At 39.7% G+C, this 21,144-nt stretch carries 21 protein-coding genes and 1 pseudogene; 2 read left to right on the top strand and 20 right to left on the bottom strand.

Annotated features, from left to right (window positions below; all coding sequences use genetic code 11):
• Positions 1-187 precede the first annotated feature (187 nt).
• The 6 genes from NST81_RS03260 to NST81_RS03235 all read right to left on the bottom strand — a co-directional run bounded on the left by NST81_RS03260 (position 188) and on the right by NST81_RS03235 (position 6,463).
• On the bottom strand, positions 188-964 hold the full coding sequence (locus NST81_RS03260; protein WP_327802941.1) for an acetoin reductase: 777 nt from the start codon (positions 962-964) through the stop codon (positions 188-190).
• 152 nt (positions 965-1,116) lie between these two features.
• The gene (locus tag NST81_RS03255; protein WP_341028374.1) at positions 1,117-1,611 is read right to left on the bottom strand and encodes a VOC family protein; all 495 of its coding nucleotides are present in this window, start codon (positions 1,609-1,611) and stop codon (positions 1,117-1,119) included.
• 134 nt (positions 1,612-1,745) lie between these two features.
• On the bottom strand, positions 1,746-3,125 hold the full coding sequence (gene lpdA, locus NST81_RS03250) for a dihydrolipoyl dehydrogenase (protein ID WP_341028373.1): 1,380 nt from the start codon (positions 3,123-3,125) through the stop codon (positions 1,746-1,748).
• A 16-nt stretch (positions 3,126-3,141) separates the two neighbouring features.
• Positions 3,142-4,383 carry a dihydrolipoamide acetyltransferase family protein gene (locus tag NST81_RS03245; RefSeq protein ID WP_341028371.1) on the bottom strand — a complete coding sequence of 414 codons (1,242 nt, stop codon included), beginning with the start codon at positions 4,381-4,383 and terminating at the stop codon, positions 3,142-3,144.
• 29 nt (positions 4,384-4,412) lie between these two features.
• Entirely contained in the window at positions 4,413-5,447 is a 1,035-nt protein-coding gene (locus NST81_RS03240; RefSeq protein ID WP_341028369.1) for an alpha-ketoacid dehydrogenase subunit beta, read from the bottom strand.
• A 23-nt stretch (positions 5,448-5,470) separates the two neighbouring features.
• Positions 5,471-6,463, bottom strand: a complete 993-nt coding sequence (locus tag NST81_RS03235) for a thiamine pyrophosphate-dependent dehydrogenase E1 component subunit alpha (protein WP_048622622.1) — start codon at positions 6,461-6,463, stop codon at positions 5,471-5,473.
• A 536-nt stretch (positions 6,464-6,999) separates the two neighbouring features.
• Between NST81_RS03235 and NST81_RS03230 the strand changes: the two genes are divergently transcribed.
• Complete coding sequence (locus NST81_RS03230) at positions 7,000-7,476, top strand: metal-dependent hydrolase (protein ID WP_327824555.1); 477 nt, start codon at positions 7,000-7,002, stop codon at positions 7,474-7,476.
• A gap of 235 nt (positions 7,477-7,711) precedes the next feature.
• Here the strand turns inward: NST81_RS03230 and NST81_RS03225 are convergent.
• Positions 7,712-8,050 (bottom strand): annotated as a pseudogene (locus NST81_RS03225) (group II intron maturase-specific domain-containing protein); the annotation flags it as partial.
• A 91-nt stretch (positions 8,051-8,141) separates the two neighbouring features.
• Complete coding sequence (locus NST81_RS03220) at positions 8,142-9,044, bottom strand: LysR family transcriptional regulator (protein ID WP_341028363.1); 903 nt, start codon at positions 9,042-9,044, stop codon at positions 8,142-8,144.
• Between the two features lie 93 nt (positions 9,045-9,137).
• On the opposite strand from NST81_RS03220, the gene NST81_RS03215 reads away from it, so the two are divergent.
• Positions 9,138-10,331 (top strand): threonine synthase, encoded by a 1,194-nt coding sequence (locus NST81_RS03215; protein WP_341028360.1) that lies wholly within the window; start codon positions 9,138-9,140, stop codon positions 10,329-10,331.
• A gap of 251 nt (positions 10,332-10,582) precedes the next feature.
• Here NST81_RS03215 and NST81_RS17600 read toward each other — a convergent pair whose 3' ends face one another.
• The 12 genes from NST81_RS17600 to NST81_RS03160 form a co-directional block, all read right to left on the bottom strand.
• The gene (locus NST81_RS17600) at positions 10,583-10,846 is read right to left on the bottom strand and encodes a YesK family protein (RefSeq protein ID WP_445662320.1); all 264 of its coding nucleotides are present in this window, start codon (positions 10,844-10,846) and stop codon (positions 10,583-10,585) included.
• A gap of 442 nt (positions 10,847-11,288) precedes the next feature.
• Complete coding sequence (locus NST81_RS03210) at positions 11,289-11,672, bottom strand: retropepsin-like aspartic protease (protein ID WP_327825110.1); 384 nt, start codon at positions 11,670-11,672, stop codon at positions 11,289-11,291.
• Positions 11,669-11,929: a hypothetical protein gene (locus NST81_RS03205; RefSeq protein ID WP_341028357.1), complete on the bottom strand. Its 261-nt coding sequence runs from the start codon at positions 11,927-11,929 to the stop codon at positions 11,669-11,671. The genes NST81_RS03210 and NST81_RS03205 overlap by 4 nt, the downstream gene beginning before the upstream one ends.
• A 285-nt stretch (positions 11,930-12,214) precedes the next feature.
• Positions 12,215-12,946 carry a glucosamine-6-phosphate deaminase gene (gene nagB / locus NST81_RS03200; protein ID WP_327825112.1) on the bottom strand — a complete coding sequence of 244 codons (732 nt, stop codon included), beginning with the start codon at positions 12,944-12,946 and terminating at the stop codon, positions 12,215-12,217.
• A 57-nt stretch (positions 12,947-13,003) separates the two neighbouring features.
• A complete protein-coding gene (locus NST81_RS03195) occupies positions 13,004-13,747 on the bottom strand; it encodes an HAD family hydrolase (RefSeq protein ID WP_341028355.1) in 744 nt (247 codons plus the stop codon).
• Between the two features lie 68 nt (positions 13,748-13,815).
• Entirely contained in the window at positions 13,816-14,967 is a 1,152-nt protein-coding gene (locus NST81_RS03190) for a YhfX family PLP-dependent enzyme (protein ID WP_327825114.1), read from the bottom strand.
• Entirely contained in the window at positions 14,958-16,193 is a 1,236-nt protein-coding gene (locus tag NST81_RS03185; protein ID WP_327825115.1) for a phosphopentomutase, read from the bottom strand. The genes NST81_RS03190 and NST81_RS03185 overlap by 10 nt, the downstream gene beginning before the upstream one ends.
• A gap of 15 nt (positions 16,194-16,208) precedes the next feature.
• A complete protein-coding gene (locus NST81_RS03180) occupies positions 16,209-17,330 on the bottom strand; it encodes an aminotransferase class V-fold PLP-dependent enzyme (RefSeq protein WP_341028351.1) in 1,122 nt (373 codons plus the stop codon).
• A gap of 5 nt (positions 17,331-17,335) precedes the next feature.
• Entirely contained in the window at positions 17,336-18,211 is an 876-nt protein-coding gene (locus NST81_RS03175) for a phosphotriesterase family protein (protein ID WP_327825117.1), read from the bottom strand.
• Positions 18,212-18,294: 83 nt separating this feature from the next.
• Positions 18,295-19,596 (bottom strand): YhfT family protein, encoded by a 1,302-nt coding sequence (locus NST81_RS03170; RefSeq protein WP_327825118.1) that lies wholly within the window; start codon positions 19,594-19,596, stop codon positions 18,295-18,297.
• A gap of 810 nt (positions 19,597-20,406) precedes the next feature.
• The gene (locus NST81_RS03165) at positions 20,407-20,766 is read right to left on the bottom strand and encodes a DUF2620 domain-containing protein (protein WP_063388786.1); all 360 of its coding nucleotides are present in this window, start codon (positions 20,764-20,766) and stop codon (positions 20,407-20,409) included.
• A gap of 12 nt (positions 20,767-20,778) precedes the next feature.
• Complete coding sequence (locus NST81_RS03160) at positions 20,779-21,144, bottom strand: PRD domain-containing protein (RefSeq protein ID WP_341028347.1); 366 nt, start codon at positions 21,142-21,144, stop codon at positions 20,779-20,781.

Genomic DNA, 21,144 nt, shown 5'->3' with positions numbered 1-21,144 from the left:
GAGGAAACAGAAAAAGGATAGGTTTCGAAGAGAAATTTTTGTTTATTCGGAGTATTCGAAATTATTATAGAAGAAAACTTAAGCGCTTTCAATATAAAAATCTCCATGCAGAAAGAAGACATGAACCAACATCTTCATGTCCCCTTTTTTGAACTGCTTTTTCGGAAAATGCTTTTATTCCAATCATTCAAGAAAAAATCACACCCCCATCGATCATGACGGATTGGCCGGTCATATAATCAGAATCCTCCGATGCAAGGTAGGAAACAAACTTTGCGACATCCTCCGGTGTTTCAGGCCGTCCAAGGGTGATGCCATCCGAAAACTGCCGAAAAGCTTCTCCTTTTTTAAGATTCATATAATGCGCCATTTTTTCATCAATCAAGTCCCACATTTGAGTGTCGACAATTCCGGGACAGTAGGCATTCACGGTGATCCCAAATGGCGCCAACTCCTGGGCAGCAGCTTGTGTCAAGCCTCGAACGGCAAATTTTGTGGCCGAATAGGCGCCAAGAAGGCTGAATCCTTTATAGCTCGCAATGCTGGCCGCATGAATGATTTTCCCTCTTTTTTGCTTTTTCATTTGTTCTGCTGCCGCTTGCAGACAATAGAGAACGCCAAACACATTGATTTGAACGATTTTATTCATATCCTCTTCTGTTACTTCCAGCAACGGCTTAACTTGGGCAATGCCGGCATTGGAAACCATGACGTCCAGTTGTCCGAAATGTTTGACCGCTTGGTCCACCATTTGAAACACTTCGTCTCTTTTGCTTACATCCGCTTGAACGGCAAAACTTTCTCTGCCCAGTTTCTTTATTTCATCTACCACCGATTGGGCGTTTTCCAAATGAATATCGTTGATGACAACATGAAATCCGTCACGGGCAAGACGTAAAGCAATCGCTCGACCTATGCCTCGGCCCGCTCCGGTGACAAGCGCGATTTTGGGAGAGCTGCTCATTTTTTGTTTTCCTCCTTATTGATTGAGAAGTTCTCAAAATGCCGCCCATCCTGCCCAAAACACAAGAGAACGGGCAGCCCGACCGCAGGTTTCTCATCTTGTTCTCTTCTAAACAGAGAATGACCATTTAGACAAAACCGTCATAAGCCACCTTACGATTGCGGAGGATAAGTTCGCAACGGAGCGGGGAGCTCAAATCCTTCCGGTATATGGTAAATTTCCGCGATAAAGCCAAGGTCTTTCGTTGTATTTAAGTATGTGTACCCGATTTTATGGAAAATCACGCTTTGAATCACATCATTTCCTCTTGCCGCCATCGTTTTTACTACATCATCATGATTTTCCGTTCCTAATGCAACATGGTGCAAACCGGGGCCATGCTGTTTCAAAAATTCCGCATACACGCTGCGGTCATCGGTAGGCTCAATGAGCTCCCATTGGACATTATGCGCATCACATAATGCGATTTTCATAGAGTAATCGACTTTTTCACCACAAATTGTCATATTCCTAACCGTATCTTTGTTAAAATCATAGACTAACCAAGGCCCTATACCGTAATCATCGTGATACCTTTTCATATAAGCATCCAAATCATCCACAACGATGCCAATCTGCAATACTTCCGTAAAAATGGGTTTTTCCATTTTTCTTTCCCCCCAAATAGTAGGATGAGAGAACTCCATTTTCGTCATGGCACGGTACCACAGGATCTTCAGTTCATGGACGTTTTCGCTGAACCTTAATAAACAACCATATTTGCAAGTTTTGAGAAATCGCTCTATACATGCAACGCATGGCCCACGGCACTGAGCAAAGCTTCATGAATGGCTTCAGACAAAGTAGGATGGGCCTCTATTAAATCCTCCATAATGTCGACCGTCATCTCAGCGTGCAGCATGACGGTTCCTTGTCCTATCAATTCTGTCGCACGTGGACCTACAATCGAAACTCCCACTATTTCGTGATATTGCGGTTCCACGATCACTTTTACTTTTCCGATCGGCTCGTTGAGTATGAGCGCTTTGCCATTGGCCGTGAAAGGAAACTCTCCAACTCGAATATCGCCATATTGCTCTCTTGCTTGTTTTTCTGTCAGTCCGACTCCGGCAATTTCAGGTGATGTATAAATACAGCGAGGAATCGCTCGATAGTTTACTTTCACCTCTTGTCCTCCGGAATGCAGAGCCGCGATGGTCCCTTCGTGAAACGCTACATGAGCGAGCTGAATTCCTCCAATGACGTCGCCGCAAGCATAAATATGAGGAATATTTGTCTGCATCTGTTCATTGACTGCGATGCCTCGTTTGGAAAATTCGATTCCGATATCCTCCAGCCCTAAATTCGCGGTTCTTGGCTTTCTGCCAATGGAGACTAAAACATAATCCGCGCTTAGTTCACGAATTCCTTCTCGGTTTTCAATGATCGCTTTCTTTTTATCCGCATTCAAATCTTTTAAAGAAGTAGAAGTATAGATGGTCACTCCGTCCTTTTCCAATTGCTCCTGCAAAATCGAAGCGATATCTTCATCTTCCCCCGGCAGAAGCTGCTCGGCCATCTCGACGATGGTGACTTTCGCTCCCAGGCGGCTATAAATACTGGCAAACTCGCATCCGATCACTCCTCCGCCAATAATCAAAAGCGAAGAAGGAATCGACGGAAGAGACATGGCTTGCCCGCTGTGAATGACCCACTCCCCATCAAAAGGGGCGAACGGCAGACTGATCGGCTCCGATCCTGAAGCAATAATGAAGCGATCCGCTTCCACGATTTCTTGGCTGCTTTCATTCTCCACGCGTAAACGATTGGCCGTGAGAAAAGAAGCGGTGCCGTTTTTGACTTGGATTCTATTTTTCTTCATTAAATAGCCAATCCCTTGAACAAGCGTTTGAACAATTCGGTTTTTCCGCTGCTGAACTTGGTTCCAATTTACTCCTACTTGAGCGGATGAAAGGCTGATTCCAAAGTCTTCGGCATGTCGGACTTTCTCATAGACTTCAGCACTTTCCAACAAAGATTTCGTCGGCATGCAGCCTTCGTTTAAGCAAGTTCCTCCTAGAGGTCCTTGCTCAATTAGAATGACTTGTTGTCCCTGCTGGGCGGCCGTAATCGCCGCCACATATCCCGCAGGTCCACCTCCAATAATGGCTAATGTGGTCATGAACTCCACCTTCTTTCTATAAAAGCACGGTAAATGGCTCTTCTAAATATTGTTTCAGTGTCCGGAGAAAGGCCGCGGCCGGTGCTCCGTCCAACACACGATGATCGAATGTAAGGCTAAGCGGCAAGATCGTTCTTCTCTCCAGTTTATCTCCTATATAGACAGGTGTGTCATAAGTCGCTCCTACCCCAAGAATTCCTGCTTCAGGCGGGTTTAAAATCGGAGTGAAATGTTCAATTCCGTAAGCACCCAAATTGCTTATGGTAAACGTGGATCCTTTCATCTCTTCATGGCTCAGCTGTCCTTGGCGTGCTCGCTTGGCCAGCGATTTGATATTTTGGGCTAATTGAATCAACGATTGGTTTTCTGCATTGCGAATCACAGGGACAACCAATCCTTTATCCAAAGCAACGGCCATTCCAAGATGAATCGAATCAAATAGATGAATTTGATCGTTGATATAAGCGCTGTTCATCTCTTTATGCTGTTGAAGAGAAAGAACAACTGCACGGGCCACAAAGTCCGTCACGGTAAGCTTTGTTTCATAATGGGTTTGTGCCGTTCCAGTTAATTGTTTTTGCAAAGCGATCAAATCGGTGACATCCACTTTCATGTTTAACGTTAATTGGGCGCTGTTTTGCAAGCTGCCTCGCATCCGCTCTGCGATGATTTTTCGCATGCCGGCAACCGGAACTTTCTTAGTCGGCTCGATGTTATGAGTAATGGTTTCAGCCGGTTTTTGCTCCTTTGTAGACGGAGATTCCACGAAAGAAGAGTTTGCAATCGCTTTTTGAACATCCTCTTTCGTGATTCTTCCCCCTGGTCCGGTCCCTTGAATGGTCCGAATATCTAAGTTGGCGGCTTCCGCCATTTTTCTGGCGACCGGAGAAATTTTGATTTTCTCTTTTGCTGCTGTTTGAACGGAAGGCTGTGATTCTTTTACTTTTGTTGCCGTTGCCGTGGCAGCGACTTCTGTCTGTGCTGTTTCTACGTTTCTTTCGATTTTGGAGATGCTTTCATTCGCATCGCCGATATAGCAGATCACGGTTCCGGGAGGAACTCCTTCTCCTTCCGGTACGACAATATCTAAAATGGTGCCATCTGCGGGAGACTCGAGTTCCATTTCGATTTTCTCTGAATTGATGCTGGCAATCAACTCTCCCTTTTTGACGGGATCGCCTGCTTGCTTGTTCCAAACGGAAACGGTCCCTTCTTTCATGGACATTCCTAATTTCGGCATAACCACTTCTACGGCCATTTTCTATCTCTCCTTTCTCTTTTGCTTGATTACACGTTTAGAAGCGACGGATCCCCTATTAATTCTGATACCACTTCTATTACTTTTTCCGGTGTCGGAAGATAAAGGTCTTCCAGCGGAGGAGAGAATGGCACAGGTGTATGCGGTGCCGTAATCCGTTTAATCGGTGCATCCAACGTATCGAACCCTTTATCGGCAATTAATGCAGCGATATCGGTGGCCACATTGCATCTTGGATTCGCTTCATCAATGATCACAAGACGATTGGTTTTCGCCACGGAAGAAAGAATCGTGTCTTCATCCAGCGGAGATAAGCTTCGCGGATCGACCACTTCCACTTCCAATCCTTTTTTCGCCAATTCTTCCGCTGCCGCTAATGCTGTATGAACTTGTTTTCCGATCGCGACAATCGTGAGGTCGCTTCCTGTCCGTTTAATGTCTGCCTTTCCTAATGGAATGGTATAATACCCTTCCGGAACATCCCCGGTCGTGTTATACAATGTCTTGTCCTCAAAATAGATCACCGGATCATCGTCTTCAATAGAAGCAAGCAGCAAGCCTTTCGCATCATATGGCGTGGACGGAACCACGACTTTAATGCCGGGAATGCTGGTAAACAAGGCATATAAGCTTTGAGAATGCTGAGCCGCCGCCCGAAAGCCTGCTCCGTGAGTTGTTCGAATCGTAACCGGCACCTTCGCCTTTCCTCCGAACATATATCGGAATTTGGCCCCTTGATTCAGCACTTGATCCAAACAACTTCCGATAAAGTCATTAAACATTAATTCGGCAATCGGTCTTAATCCTGTAGCCGCTGCGGCCATGGCCGCCCCTACATATCCCGCTTCGGATATCGGAGTATCCAAAATCCGCTCCCGGCCAAATTCTTGAACTAATCCTTTCGTTACCCCTAATACACCGCCCCATGCTTCATCATCTTGCAAGTGGTCAACAGCCGCACCGCCAGCCACATCTTCTCCTAACAGAATGACATTTTCATCTTTTCGCATCGCTAGCTTCAATGCTTCATTAATCGCACTCGACATACTGATCTTTCTCACCATCTATACCGCCTCCTATCATTCTTTTAATAAGATACATACACGTCTTTTAACAGCTCTGATGCCTCCGGGTACGGGCTTTTTTCAGCAAATTCAACCGCCTTTTCTATCGCCTGTTCTACGGATTCTTCCATTTCCACCAATTCTTTTTCTGACAATAATTGTTGACTAAGTAAATGTTTTCTGAATAGAACGATGGCATCCCGCTCTTGAAGGTGTTCTCTCTTCTCTTCTTCTGTCTTGTATTTTTGGGCATCTCCTTCAAAGTGGCCGTAATTTCGATAAGTCACACATTCGATTAGCGTTGGACCTTCTCCGTTGCGTGCTCTTTGAATGGCTTCCTCCGCTGCTTGATAAACAGCCAACACATCTTTCCCATCGACGCGAACGGCAGGCATGTTGTAGCCGATGGCGCGATCGACAATTTGTTTACAGCTTGAAGCATATTCAAATGGCGTCGCTTCTCCATACCCGTTATTTTCCGCTACAAAAACAACCGGCAGCTTCCAAATAGACGCTAAATTAAGTCCTTCGTGAAAAGTTCCTTGATTATTGGCCCCGTCGCCAAAGAAGCAAACGCTTACATCTTCCGTCTTTTTATACTTCGCTGTCAACGCAGCCCCGCAAGCAAGAGGATAACCTCCCCCTACAATTCCATTCGCCCCCAGCATTCCTTTATCTAAGTCGGCAATGTGCATGGAACCACCTTTCCCTTTGCACAACCCAGTGATCTTTCCAAAAAGCTCCGCCATCATTCCATCCAAGTCGCAGCCTTTGGCAATACAGTGGCCGTGCCCGCGATGCGTACTTGTAATCGTATCTTTATCACTTAAGTGCGCACACACCCCAACCGCTATCGCTTCTTCGCCTGCATACAAATGAACAAAACCGGGTAATTTCCCTTGTGCAAAGATTTCATGAACCTTATCTTCAAATACACGAATTTCCAGCATTTTTTGATACATCCATTTGGCTTTTTCCCGAGTTAAAGCAACTCCTTTGCCTTGAATCACATTCATCTTTTTGAACCTCCTTCATTCTTGTTTCTTCACCCTTTCTTACTGCAAAAAGCGTGCCAAAAATCATCAGCGTCAACATGAAGCATCGAGCAATTCTCGCCAACACAAAAAGAGACAAAACGAGACCGGTGTCTCTTTTTGTCTCCAATTGAACACGTTGAATAGGAGTTCAAGATCATGCTCTGTTGTTCGATCAATGGAATCATCATTCATCATGATCAACGAACGAAAAACAGACCCGCCACACTTGGCAAGTCTGTTTTTTTATTCGACAAAACGGGATCTCGGCCATTTCTTTTGGCACTACGGCATCTCTTTCAGTCGTGAAGAAATGTTCGAGAAATACTCGAAGATAAATTGATGAAACTGACGAGCTGTTTCCGAAAAGTATCGTCTTTTGTTTTTGGACCAACCTAAACCAATGGTTTGTTGGCATGTTGACTCCTTGATGAAGGAAGACATCAGCCTGGTTGATTTCATTTAAAAGCTAATTCATACTAAGTTATGGAAATAGTTTAAAAGAATAGGGGAGAAAAATGGAAGGTAAAACACATATTGTTGGGAGCTTAGCAGCAGGCGCTCTATATTTAAACTTGGGAGGAGCCGTTGGCCATGAAGCTCTTTTTTTTGGTAGTTTAGCTCTTGGTGCTTTAATACCGGATATTGATCACACCGGTTCATTAATTGGCCGAAAGGTGCCGTTGATTGACAACATCATCAGCACGGTATTCGGTCATCGCTCCTTTACTCATAGTCTTTTGTTTTTAGTTTTAGCATTCTTCTTATTCCAACAAACTTCCTGGCCTAAAGATATTGAATTGGGTATCTTGATGGGAATGTTCAGTCATATGGTCTTGGATATGCTCACAAAACAAGGAGTTAAGTTTTTATGGCCTTTAAAAATCGAAATTGGTATACCTGGTGGCATTCGTACCGGCGGTGCAATTGAACAAGGATTTTTCACTGTTTTAGTCATATATCTTTGTTATGTTGGTTTTCATTTTTATTTATAAATTAGGAGAACCTTACACCTGGAACTTACTAAGCATTCATGATGATTTCCATGTTTTCTTGCAATAGAGTCATATCGGGTGAGTAGATCCTCATATGGAAAATCGTTTGACAGCTTCACCTTCAGAGGATTTGAAGAAAATGGGAGGCGTTCATAAATCAAGTAGTAGGAGGTGGTGAACCTCCGTCCTCTCACATCACCGTACGTACCGTTCGGTATACGGCGGTTCAATCAAATTAATGACGCTTTTCGCCATATTTACTGTACAGGCTTTTCAGCCCTTGGCTACTCCAATAAGAGTTGCCAAGGGTTTGGTGTAATATGGGACTTTTAGAGATTCTCCAATATGATTTCCTCGAATTTCCCCATTCATATGCTTTATATGGTTGAACTCCGAGTTGTATAAGTTTCTTTATTTTCGTTTTCGGCTTCTTCCACTGTTTCCAGATAATCATTCGGAGCCTTCTTCTTATCCATTTATCAAGATTCTTAAAGACAGTAGGAGTGTCAGCTAGTGAAAAGTATCCGCACCAACCCATTAGGTACTGATTTAGTCTTTTGATTCTTTCTTCCATTGAGATCGACTAGCCATCACCAGCAAGTCCGTTGATTTTGACTCTCAAATATGCTTTTGGCAGTAACGGTCCTTGAACATTCATTTTGACACTATGGCATCTCTTTCAAACGTGAAGAAATGTTCGAGAAATACTCGAAGATAAATTGATGAAACTGACGAGCTGTTTCCGAAAAATAGCGTCTTTTGGACCAGCCTAAACCAATCGTTCGTTGGCATGTTGGTTCTAAGATTCGTAATCGATTCAATGTAGGTTTCTTTTGATGAATCCAATAGATGGCCGGAATAAAAGCAACCCCCAATCCTTGTTTCACTAAATCCCCTATGACTCCCGGCTCGTCCCCTTCAAAAGCAATATGTGGCATAAAACCTGCTTTTCTGCAAAAATCATCGGTTAAGTTACGGATTTCATATCCCGTATGCATACTGATAAAAGATTCGTCCTTGACTTCATCAAGATAAATCGTTTCTCGTCCTTCCAGCCGATGTCCAGGCGGGACAATCAAAAAAATTTCTTCCGTGAAAAGGGGCTGCCAGATGATCTCAGGGTCTTCAATGGGAACCGAAGAAATACAAAAATCGATTTCCCCGTTTTTCAGATGACATTTCATGGACGATGTCGAATGGACAAATTGTTGAAAATGGACGTGAGGATATTTTTTCAAAAAAGAACCTAATAAATCAGGAAGGACTCTTGGAATGGATACAGCCAAGCTGATCTTATGTTGATTTCGCTCTGCCAACTCTAAAATTTCTCTTTTCCCTTCCTTTAATTCCATAAAGGCTCTTTCAACCCGTCCCAAAAATATTTTTCCGTATCGATTTAGTTTAATTTGACGGTTTTGCCGATCGAACAGCGGAACGCCAAGATCTTCTTCCAGCCGTGCAATCGTCTTGCTAAGGGAAGGTTGGACAATGTTCAGTTCCTCTGCCGCTTTCGACATGTGTTCGAGACGTGCAACAGTTTGAAAATACTTCAGTTGCAGCAATTCCATCTGCTATACACCGCCTTATTCATAGACTAGAAGCTATATTATTGTAATTAATTATATATCAAGAAATATCCAAAATAATCGGAGGTTTTTATGGTGCAGTATAGTTATGTTTCTCATCTTGAATGCCCTAAATGCCATGAAGTTTATTCAACAGAAACGGTTCAACAGCTTTGTAAATGCGGATCGCCCTTGCTGGTCCGATATAAATTGAATGAGGTGAAAGCTTCCGTCAAAAAAGAAGACTTGCAGCTGCGGGAAATGAGTTTATGGCGATATCATGAACTTCTCCCCGTAAAACATGAAGAAAATGTCGTTTCATTAGGAGAAGGAATGACACCCATTATTCACATGAAAAGACTAGGGGAAAAAATTCAGATTCCTCATTTATACATAAAGGATGAGGGAATTATCTCGACAGGTTCGTTTAAAACGAGAGGAGCAAGCGTCGGCGTTTCTAAAGCGAAGGAACTCGGAGTCAAAGAATTAGCGATGCCCACTAATGGAAATGCAGGTGCTGCATGGGCTCTTTATTCAGCAAGAGCAGGCATTAAAGCCACGATCGTCATGCCATTGGACGCTCCGAACATTACGAGAAAGGAAGTTTACATCTCTGGCGGTGATCTTCGATTAGTCGACGGTTTAATCAGTGATGCGGGAAAAATAGTGGGACAACTTGTAAAAGAGAAAGGCGTTTACGATGCATCCACGTTAAAAGAGCCTTATCGAATCGAAGGAAAGAAGACAATGGGGTATGAAATTTTTGAACAGCTGAATTGGGAAGCTCCCGATGTTATTTTATACCCGACTGGCGGCGGCGTAGGAATTATCGGCATTTATAAATCGATTTTGGAATTAATAGAATTAGGCTGGATTTCTGCCGAAAAGCTACCTAGGCTTGTTGCCGTCCAGGCCGCCAATTGCGCTCCTATTGTGAAAGCATGGAAAGAGAGAAAAACGGAATCGGAGTTTTGGGAAAATGCTTCAACAAAAGCATTTGGAATTAACGTGCCAAAACCACTTGGCGACTTTTTAATTCTGGAAAGTTTATATAAAACCAACGGCTGTGCCATTGCCGTTTCGGAAGCAGAAATTTCACAAGCACAAAAAGAGGTCGCTGAACTCGAAGGAAATTTCATTTGTCCCGAAGGAGCTGCAACATTCGCGGCCGCCAAACAATTACGCCAACAGCAGTGGATCTCGGAAGATGAAAAAGTCGTTTGCCTCAACACAGGACAAGGAATCAAGTATCCTGAAACAGTTGAAATCGACCATGTTCCCGTTCTCTAAAATAGGTGAAGAGGCGAAAAAGGGTTGGATTAGATTTCTGATTTTTTGGCAAACGGAAATCACGGAGACCAGCCCGTTTCCTGCTTCATTTCCCCTCAACACCAAAAGCGCAACGGCCTCTACAGGGCTTGGATAGTGATGAAAGATTATTATTGATATAAAGGTAATTAAGTGATGCAATGCTAGTTCATCCTAAAGCTAGCTTATAATCCCTTAGTTCAGTAGATCTGTGTCCCTGATCCACTGAACTTTTATTTCCTTTCATTTATTTTCACCAATAAAGCGGCTAAAATGAAAGATATGATAGACGCAAGCAGTAAGACTAATCCAATAGCCCCCAACCCTAATCCTTTCCATCCGCCCCAAATAAAACTTATTAATATCACAATAATACTTAATAGAGAAAAAATGATGGGTATTATATATACCGGAAATGTCACTCTATTCCGACTAACCAAACATAAGAGCAGTATCGCTAGTGTACAAATGAGTACATATATCCCCAAATAAACCATATACTCTCCCCCGTTGGTAATATTAAAACTTCCATCATGTAAAACCCGATTCAGTTTTATTAACTGAGTCAATTCCATAATTTCTTATTTTAAAAAGCAACAGACCTGCAGAATTTAGATGCCTTTAAAAATTTTTAGTTTACGCAGCAGATTTAACACGCAATGATTTGATCATCAGCTAGTCTTGAAGCAGTATAAATACTTCTTGAGTTCCATTTAATAAAAGATAGCCGCCTTTTCGTTATTCAGACTATCTGAAGAAAAAGGGATTGGATTATGGATCATTTTCAATTGTTGGAGGGTTTAAACTGGAGCCGACCAAGAACGGAAAGGTTGATATTCGTTAGAAACGTGTATTTTGGGGCTGCAATAGGAGATGTAATAATTCCGCATGGCTTGGATGATAACAGATCATGATAGATGTAAAGAAGATTGCCCTAGCCTATCTATTTCGAACTTCCATATTTTCAAAGTCGATGATTAATTTATTGATGAGAAAAAAATCATTGCCTATAATCCCGTCAAATCCATGCATTCCTCTTACATCAGCGAGCTGTATAGTGAAATCATTCAACTGGAATTTATCTATCGTCAAGCCGCTCACTTTTTGCTCTATACAGATTTCCGTACCGCCAATTCCGTACATCTTGCGCGTAATTGCATTTTCTACATCGAGCAATAGCCCGATTTCCTCACATAAATCCGCATCTAAAATGGTTGAAGAACACCCGGTATCCAGCAAGACACGACTAAATGTCTTTTTCTTTCCATTGTATTCGATCTCTACAGAAACGAGAGGTAAATGCTCATCCATTTCAAATTTCATACTTTTCTCCGCACTCCTATATATGGCTGCTCAATGACTTTGATTTCTTCATTTTTTGTATGAAAAATATATAATTCACGTGTTTGGTTTTCTGCATGCAGTTTTTTATACACTTTCCATGCAGCATTCCCATTTTCAAAGTCATCAATAACAGACATTTCTTCAATGACTCTTTCCTTTCCTCTTGTTTCTGATTTTAATGCTTCCACTAAGACACAACGTTCCGGAAAATGCCGACGAACTTCAGACCATTTCATTAACATGTGCCTCCCCGAATCATTATTAATTTTCTTTTTATTGTATCATTTTTAAAGAGAGGGGCACCGTTTATTAAGAGGTATTTTCTTATTGCTTTTGTACCGTTCCATTGTCAGAATTCTATGCCAATCAAAATATGGTGAAAAGACAACAAAGACAGAGAGCCAAGGCAACTCTCCATCTCTATTAATCTTTTACAAATTTCGGGGCGTGGCAGGCACCCAACCTAATGAATTTATTTTCGCAAAAAAGGAGCTTAAAATAGTCAATAAATATTATTCATTTTATTCATTTATTTTTTTCAAGGCCTCTTCACCTGCGATCACTGTCACATCATTATGCTGCCTTAAAATTGAAGCCGGAAACTCCTCGGAAATATCACTGTTACCCAATAGCCTTGCAAGGGCGTCCGCTTTCTTTTTACCAGAAACAAGCAGCAAGATTTTCTTACTTTCCATGATCGTTTCAATTCCCATCGTAATTGCTTCCGTTGGTACTTCGTCAATCGACTGAAAGAATCTAGCATTTGCTTTCCGTGTTGATTGATCCAGTTTAACAATATGCGTTCTGCTTTTAAAGCTGGTCCCTGGCTCATTAAAACCAATATGGCCGTTTAATCCTAGTCCTAATATTTGTATATCAATGTTATTTTTAGAAATTAGTCTGTCATAAGTCATACACTCTTGTTCCAAATCTTCAGCCATTCCATTAGGAATATGAAAATTTTCCGGTTGAATATCAATATGTTGGAATAAATTTTCATGCATATAATAGTGGTAACTATTCTTATTTTCTTTAGGCAGCCCAACGTATTCATCTAAATTAAAAGTAGTTGCATTTTTAAATGAAACTTCCTTTTGTTGATATTTTTTGACCAAACAATTATATAAACCAATTGGAGTTGAACCTGTTGCAAAACCAATGACTGGTCTTTTCAAACTTTTCATATGCTCTATGACTATATTAGCTGCTTTCTCACTCATTTCTTCATAATCTTTTACTTTAATAATTTCCACGTCATTTCACCTTTCTACAAAATCATTATGGGAATCTTTACTCTGGAACAAAATATTTTATATTTTAAAAATCGTACTTAGTGCCCTTGCCACTCCATAATGATCATTATCTTCAACAATCATTTTCGCTTTACTTTTTACATAATCAGTTGCATTTCCCATCGCGATTCCTAATCCAGATGATTCCAACATTTCGACATCATTTATCCCATTACCGATTGCAATCACTTCTTCAGGCAATATATTCAATTGTTGAATGGCAGATTGAATACCGGTCCATTTAGAACCTTTTGGATATACTTCGAGTCGATCTCCTTCTTCAAAAACATAATCCTCCAGCACTTTCTCTTTAAGAACTTTACGTTGTTCAGAATTTATATATAAAGTTAATCGGTGCGCTTCGCAATCCGTATCCTCTAAATTTGTCTTTTTTGCAAATGGCAGTAAATGTTCCTCATTTAAAGGCTGATTGGATCGTGAGGTACTGTACGAAAAGTGAATATACTTGCCGCCATGTTTATCAGTTTGGCTGCAAAGATCATAGGCAACTTTTGATGACATTTTTACATCATGAATGATCTTATTATTTAAAAATACAAGGCTGCCGTTATAAGCAACATAAAGCGAACACTGTAATTTATCACCATAAATTTTTGTGGCTTCTAAAGACCTGCCTGAAGCCAAACCAACGATAATCCCTTTCTTTTGCACTTTATGAATAGATTCTATGGTTTCATCTTCAAGCTGATTTTTAGAATTCAAAATTGTCCCGTCTATATCCAGAAAGACCGCTCGATACATTTAGATTCTCCTCCAAATTTTCCATTAACAACCATGCCCTTGCAGTAAAAATGATCATTTTTATTGGATCAATCGATTAAATTCCCCATAGAATCATAAATTCCTACAAGTTCAGGGTTGGCGGAAATATTCTTTAAGACGGCAACATGGGCATTTGTAACAAATACTTGTGTGCGAAAAGCATATATGACCGTATCGCCCACTCGTACTCCGTCTGTCGCCAATGAGCCGTAATAATCAATATTAGTCGGAACATTATCAATTGTAGGAACCCGCTTTAGATTTTGTCTATTTGTTCCAACTAATGCTTCCTTCATATGTGAACGCGGATAAAATCCGCCGCCAAAAACATATGCATGATCATTATATAAATGGGATACTTCCGATACATATACCATCGCCGGTTTTTCTTCCAAGTTTTGTGAAGCATGCAACGGTGTTGTTCCAATTAATGCATGACCAGGTTCTCCTTGCGTTGCACCATTTTCCTTTAATAATTTCATTGTTGCGGTAGAAGTGGCACTTGGCATATTCATCTCAAGCTTTTCATATCCTCTATTCATTAAAAACAATTTTGCAGTCTGCATGGATTTTACATTAGGGGTAATGGTTGGAACATCATCTTGAATCAATATACAAGGAAAACTTGTTAAACCGGCTATTTCAATGCCTTCCAATTTTTCCATAGATTCAATATCTTTCACTAACTGTTCAAATGTGAATCCACCTTCTTGACCTTTATATATATAATCGTCTTTGTTTGCTATGCGTAAAAAGACTTTTTGTTTTTTTTTCATCTGTTGAGCAATTCTGCTAATATTTTGAGCATTTTCATAACTAAAAACTGTAACATAATCAGGATTAAGATTTAATATTGTTGGTATCATATGAACAGGTATTTGAACAAGGTGTCCAACATGGCCAATCTGAATGCCATTTTTACTAAGAGTCATGGCCTCCCATGGATCTACGGCGACTGCCTTTTCAATCCCTGATTCAACAATAGCTTGCGCCACCAACGGATTGCGGCCAAATTGTTTTGTCATAAAAAATAGTTCAATATCCTGTTTTTTGGCTTTTTCTGATAAAACTTTAGCATTCCTCCTTACTGTATCAAGATCTATTACATAAGTATTGGGTGAGATGATCCCTTGCTGATGAAAATCTAATGCAGCTTCTATTAATTTTTTGTTATGCTTTATTGTCGATTCTAAAAACATCCGTCAGTCTCCTCTTTCCCTTTTTGCAATATTTGAAGGAATGAAGTTCCGTTTTCAGTTTTATTAAGTCCAAGATACTTTGCAGAAGTTGCAGCGATATCTGATAGTGTCTTTCTTTCTCCAATTCTAACGGGAGATATTTGTTTATGATAAACTAACAGATACGTTTTCTCTCTTGTATGTTGACTATGGCCAATCGTAGGATCATTCCCATGATCCGCACTCATAATCAGCAGGTCCTGTTCTGTCATTTTCTCCAGTATTTCCGGTAAATATCTATCGACCACTTCAATACGATCCGCATAACGGGCTGGATTCTGTGCATGTCCGGCCAGATCTGTTTCTTGTACTGTTGCAGCAATTACTCCATGTTTTACATTGTCCATTTCATGTAAAATATCCTTCATTACTTGTTCCGTATCGACACCCGGAAATCTATTGGCGCCTTCACAATAAATAACATCCTGCATTTTTCCAATAAGAGAAACTTCCATTCCACTTTTTTTGGCTAATGTTGGCAACTGAAATTCAGGAGAAATGCCAAATCCTAAATGACGTACTTGATACCCTTGTTTGTATACATTTGATTTAGGTGAATTCACCCCTACTAATCCATCTCCCCGTCTTTCTACTGATTCCTGCAAGTGTTCGGGTGTTACATTTTCGCCACCAAGGACAATCACGCGATTGACTCTAACATTTTTGCGCACACATTGCCCTATTTTTAAAACTTCTTCAAACGGAATATATTCCAGTGGAGCACTTACATTGTAAATTTGGCCGTAATCAGTTTCGATATTATCAGCGACGATGACTAAATCATTGACTAATAGATACGGCAATTCAGGATTTGGGATCGTTACTTTATATCCTTCTTTTTCTAAAGCACGTTTTACTTGATCCATATTTTCAATAAAAGGAGCTAAATACGCTTTTTTTGGTTTTGTTCCCATAATTTCATTATGCCCTTCAAAACTGTCTGCTCCTTGATGCATAAGGTTCAAAACACCGTAACTGGCAATATTATCAACATTTTTTAATTTCGGATGATGTAAAATTTTATTGATGCCCAATCTTTCAAAGTTTGGAATTTTCAATGACGGCACTGCATCAATAATATGATAAAAAGTATTGGCTCCGACATCTAAAGGATGATAGTCTTTGGCATCTTCCATATAACCGACACCTAAGCTGTCCAATATGATAATAATGACTCTTTTATTCATTTTGATCCCCCTTTACTATATTTGCTTTTGATTTTCGGTTGCCCGATGAATGGATTCCTCTAGTATTCTTAAAATTGTGTCCACGCCGCTTCTTAACGGATTAATACGTATCATTTTTTTGGCTAATGTTGGATCTGACGATAAAAAAGTGCCGGAAACTCTATAAAACATTGGCACAACTTCGTATTTTGATTCGGCGCCCACCGGATTGGGTGCCGCCCCTAATTCATTGGCATGAAAAAGTACTTCTTCTGCAATTGGTTCAGTAAATTCGACAAGCAAGACTTTTGATTGCGCATTGGCCAAATAAGCCCTTCTTACACCCTTAACTGCTCCATTATTAAGGGCATGAACTAATTGATCATTCACACTTGCTTGTATAGCCAACATAACGGGAGCATATATAAGGCCTCTTAATGCTTCCAAAGCTTCGTAACCTTGAACTTGGCATCCCCCGGAATAATTCATTTTTTCTATTTTCTTGATTAAATCTTTATTGCCTAAAACGATTCCAACACCTTCTGGACCTAATAATTTGAACATTGAGAAGGTGGACAAATCCGCCCCGACTTGCACCCCAATATTTTCGACTTTCATTGCAGCATAATTATCATCAGTTATTATAATTAGAGCAGGATCAGCGGAACGTATTATTTTTATTGTTTCAGCCAAATCATAATGATCATCAATTTTTTGCCTAGTATGCTGAATCAATGCGCCTTTTAGTTTAGGATTTTGCCTAATTGCATTTTTGATTTCTTCATGATTGTGAAAATCCGCATATATAGGCAGTATCCCCATTGATTCTAAAGTTGTTTTGCTTGTTGGATATATAGGTGCATCATGTACAAGGAGCTGATCACCCGGCTGCAAAAAACTCATAAAACCAAACCTCAATGCACCTGTTCCAGCGCCGCGCACCAATAATGCCTTCTCTACACGAAAGAAGTCAGCTAATGTTTCTTCTACTTTTTTTGTAAATTTTGGTTTATTAATGCCTCTTACAACACCTAGATCACCAAGCGAAATCATTTCATCTCCGCGAAAATGCCTTGTAATGACATCAACGAGCTTAAACTGTCTGCGCTTAGCTTCTTCAATAGAAATACTCTTTAGCGGATAAGTTTCCATAATCATTCACCTTACCCTTCCATAAAAGCACGTGGGTTATGAATCAACATTTTATCGATTGATTCACTTGTAATCCCATAAGATTGCAAAAGGGGAACAAATGTGTCCAGTAAATAGGAATACCCTAATCCACCTTTATATTCGAGATGTGATTTTCTCGTAATATCCATAGATAATAGAACTTTGTCGATATACCCTTTATCCTGTATTTTTTTCAACATTTCTGCTCGAACGCGATCCGGCATGTAACTTTCTTTTCCTATTGTGTCAAATTCTACATATACTCCTTCTCTTAGCATTTTTAATACATAATCGGCGTCTCCTGTTAAATCAACATGTCCTATTACCACTCGATTTAAATCTACTCCATGCTTTTTAAAGAATTCCACTTGTTCATGTCCTAACGTTCCGATAGAAGTATGTGTAGAAATTGGTTTTTTCGTTTCCTTATGCGCGATGACAACTGCTTCAAACACTTTTTTCTCTGCTTCTGTCCATTTGTTATAACTTGTTCCAATTTCGCCAATTATTTCAGCTTTCGCATCTGTTCCTTTTATTCCTTCAACAATTTCCTTTATCATTCTTTCTGCCAGCTTTTCTTTTATTTCCTGAAAAACCTGAATCGGGTAAAAAGAATCTTGATAGAAACCAGTTGAGTAAATAATATTAATTCCGCTTTCTTCCGCAACCTTTTGGACGTATGCAATGCTTCTTCCCATTCCGATATTGGTTACATCAATAATATTACGTACACCTTTTTCGTATAATTTTTTAAATTCTCTAACGGTTTCAGGAAATACATCCAACCTGCAATCCTCATTATTTTTTACTTCAGAAAGGTCAATGGTTGTATGCTCATGCATATAGGTAATTCCGTTTTTCAACATTTGATACTTTCCCCTTTTTTAATGATTTCAAGTGAACATCCCTCCAATCCATCAAAAAAGAGATTGGAGAGATGCCATTGTATTTAACTAACCTGCCATAAACCAACTGCGTAAAGTAGATTAACGATGATCCCTAATAATATGACCGCTATTGGCCCAACAGCCAATTCAACCAACGGTTTTGATGCCATTCGGTTGATTAAATAAAATCCAATGACCCAAAAGAACCCGATTCCTGGAGCAATTTTTTCCGCTGCCATTGCACTGCCGATTAATATAGCAATTCCGAGAACATCTGCCAATGAAGTTCGAATATGCTCTCCCATCTCTCGTATGCCAGGTAATTTATCCATACTTTTTGAGACTGCTGATAATGATATGACCTCCAAGTACATGACTAAAGCACCCAACACAAATGCTAAAATCGGTATATCTCTGAAAATAAGACCGACTGCAAATACTAATGTCGTACCAGCTAAACCATAAACCCCCGTTACAATAGCAGTTGAAAAAACTAAAGGAATAAATCCGATCGCACGTGCAAATGTAGCAATGGCTGCCTCTGTATAAAGACCTTTATTAATCAATGCTTGAGGCATTGCATCAACTGCTAAAATCAACATGGAAGATGTTAAAGAAACAAGTCCACCCATTAAAGCTAATAACCAACGATTCTTCTTAATTCGATTTACACGTTCATTAAAAATATTAACTAAATCGGCATTTGTAGTATCCTCTCCTCCTTTAACTCTAGAGGCATAATAAACCATCATTAACATTCCTATTAATAACGCCATTCCTTCCGGGCTAAGGGAAATATCGTATCCTGCGACTTTAAATGTTCCAAACTTTTCGAATAACAAAAAGGAGGCTAAAGTGACAATCGCCGTGACAGCAGCTTTTTTTAAACCGTGCTGATACCCAATGGCAATAGCAGGAAATACTGTAAATGCAATAATAATCGGATTACCAATAAGACTTAAAGAATCTATGAAATTTACTGGAAGCATGTTAAATAAATCTACTACAAATTGCAAACCTAACACTATTCCTATACTATAAACAGCACCGAGAACTCCGGCTGTAACCATTCCTATTTTATTATCCGGAGTCCAAATGCCAATTATGTCGCACGCTAATAAAATACTATGGCCAATAATAATAGTAGCTCCTATAGAAAGAGGGATGCCGAAGCCGACTATTAATCCAAAACTCAATGCAAAACTAGTTGCAGCCAGTTCTCCTCTTGTCATTCGATTTTCAAGGTATTCAGGCATGATAGGACGCAACCCGTCATTAAACACCGCTACTCCGCGATTTACAAGAATAGAACCTAACGCACCGACAGCGACTATGACTATACATTGAATGAAATTAAAATCCATTCTACTCACCTCTGGTTATTCATTTTTATACTCAACTTTCGCACATAGTTAGACATTGCCCGATATAATTAGGTGGAAAATGCCAACCTTTTCTTCATTGATTTTTCAAAATGCCCCAATCCAAAAAACTTCTTGTTGGCAAGTGCTCGAAAAGGATCAGTCAGTGTATGTATGACAGTGATGTAATCCTTGTCTTGCACATCTTCGCAAAACTATCAAAAGGTTTGCCAATGGATCTTCTTCCGATATCATCCATCAAAATCATGTAAAAACAGTGATTGTATCAATCATCAACTTGTCAAGCGGCCTTGAAACTGCTTGCCTAAGTTTTAAGGGATACGGATTTAAAAAATACTTCATATCAGATCATTTGGGCAAGGCTGTATCAGCACTTAAAAGTGCAAGCCATTCACTTCGTTTACAGAACTGCGGACAAAAAGAATGTTAGTGAACGTAAAAAACGATAAATAGTATCTTTTTTACGCAGATTCGCTGATTTTTATTTTGAAACACTGGAAAAATCGGTTTACAAACGGGAATAGCCTATATATTTCTTGATATTAGCCTCTCTTAGATGATATATTTAACTATGAAATTTCTTTTGGTAATTGCGTAAAGTAGGTTTCTTTCATTACCATTTAAATGACACCTTTTTTCTTTTGTTAAAAGTTTCGTCACCCATATTTTCTAAAAAGAAAAAGGTGTTTTTCTTTTTATTAATCACATGTTCCAAAAAAACAATTTGCATTTTTACAGAGATTGAAGTGAATTCCATCAAATGTTTAGAAAAAATAAAACTGCGAAAGCTGATTATTTTAATAAAGCAGGAATTAGTATATTCAATATATTTTTTGAAGATGATGCCGTAAATCCAAATGCAATTTTGCCATCATTCACTTCCTTTTCAATTTCTTCCTTGGTTTTTATGGTACTTGGAGATGCCAAAGTAACGCATTTATCTTTGCCTAATAATGCAATTGCCATTGCAAGCGCTCCACCTGATCCGGTTTCACAGGCACCAATATAATAGTCAGCTTTTTTGTTTTTTACAGCCATAACTGCTTCCAAATCACTTTTAACGGATACTTCTACATTATTTCCTCCGATTTCTTTAACTTGCTTTTCAATTGCTTGTTTATTCAACTGTCCACCTATTACAATTCTCACCATAGGAAACCCCTCCTATTTATTTGATTCAATAACTCGATGAAGATGCAGATAAAAATAGATACGCTCTCCTTCAGGGAGTTCTTGGCCAACCAGTGAATTTACATGGTTTATAATTTCTTCTATATCCTCTTTATAAGGCGTCTCATTCACTTCATTCATGATTGTATTGGAAGGACCATCTTCGCATTCACCCCTTTCCATTCTAGTTAAAGCCATTGACATATGTGTCCATAACATTTCCGAGTTTTCAATTGCCTTCTTTTTGAATTTTTTTGATAAGTAATCAAATGTATTTAAAGTTAGATGAAAAGCTTTTTGTGTAATAACACTGCTTGTTAATAAAATAGTTAACTTTTCTTTCACTTGAATGCTATTCAC

Source organism: Bacillus sp. FSL W8-0223 (genome assembly GCF_038006805.1).
In the GTDB taxonomy this organism is placed as follows: Bacteria; Bacillota; Bacilli; order Bacillales; family DSM-4216; genus Bacillus_O; species Bacillus_O smithii.
This window is presented reverse-complemented; position numbering and strand designations above follow the sequence as displayed.

Bases quoted from the DNA above. Each gene is read 5' to 3' on its own strand.
- NST81_RS03260 (WP_327802941.1), bottom strand. From the start codon at position 964: ATGAGCAGCTCTCCCAAAATCGCGCTTGTCACCGGAGCGGGCCGAGGC.
- NST81_RS03255 (WP_341028374.1), bottom strand. From the start codon at position 1,611: ATGGAAAAACCCATTTTTACGGAAGTATTGCAGATTGGCATCGTTGTG.
- lpdA (WP_341028373.1), bottom strand. From the start codon at position 3,125: ATGACCACATTAGCCATTATTGGAGGTGGACCTGCGGGATATGTGGCG.
- NST81_RS03245 (WP_341028371.1), bottom strand. From the start codon at position 4,383: ATGGCCGTAGAAGTGGTTATGCCGAAATTAGGAATGTCCATGAAAGAA.
- NST81_RS03240 (WP_341028369.1), bottom strand. From the start codon at position 5,447: ATGGTGAGAAAGATCAGTATGTCGAGTGCGATTAATGAAGCATTGAAG.
- NST81_RS03235 (WP_048622622.1), bottom strand. From the start codon at position 6,463: ATGAATGTGATTCAAGGCAAAGGAGTTGCTTTAACTCGGGAAAAAGCC.
- NST81_RS03230 (WP_327824555.1), top strand. From the start codon at position 7,000: ATGGAAGGTAAAACACATATTGTTGGGAGCTTAGCAGCAGGCGCTCTA.
- NST81_RS03220 (WP_341028363.1), bottom strand. From the start codon at position 9,044: ATGGAATTGCTGCAACTGAAGTATTTTCAAACTGTTGCACGTCTCGAA.
- NST81_RS17600 (WP_445662320.1), bottom strand. From the start codon at position 10,846: ATGGTTTATTTGGGGATATATGTACTCATTTGTACACTAGCGATACTG.
- NST81_RS03210 (WP_327825110.1), bottom strand. From the start codon at position 11,672: ATGAAATTTGAAATGGATGAGCATTTACCTCTCGTTTCTGTAGAGATC.
- NST81_RS03205 (WP_341028357.1), bottom strand. From the start codon at position 11,929: ATGAAATGGTCTGAAGTTCGTCGGCATTTTCCGGAACGTTGTGTCTTA.
- NST81_RS03195 (WP_341028355.1), bottom strand. From the start codon at position 13,747: ATGTATCGAGCGGTCTTTCTGGATATAGACGGGACAATTTTGAATTCT.
- NST81_RS03190 (WP_327825114.1), bottom strand. From the start codon at position 14,967: ATGTTTTTAGAATCGACAATAAAGCATAACAAAAAATTAATAGAAGCT.
- NST81_RS03185 (WP_327825115.1), bottom strand. From the start codon at position 16,193: ATGAATAAAAGAGTCATTATTATCATATTGGACAGCTTAGGTGTCGGT.
- NST81_RS03180 (WP_341028351.1), bottom strand. From the start codon at position 17,330: ATGATTATGGAAACTTATCCGCTAAAGAGTATTTCTATTGAAGAAGCT.
- NST81_RS03175 (WP_327825117.1), bottom strand. From the start codon at position 18,211: ATGTTGAAAAACGGAATTACCTATATGCATGAGCATACAACCATTGAC.
- NST81_RS03170 (WP_327825118.1), bottom strand. From the start codon at position 19,596: ATGGATTTTAATTTCATTCAATGTATAGTCATAGTCGCTGTCGGTGCG.
- NST81_RS03165 (WP_063388786.1), bottom strand. From the start codon at position 20,766: ATGGTGAGAATTGTAATAGGTGGACAGTTGAATAAACAAGCAATTGAA.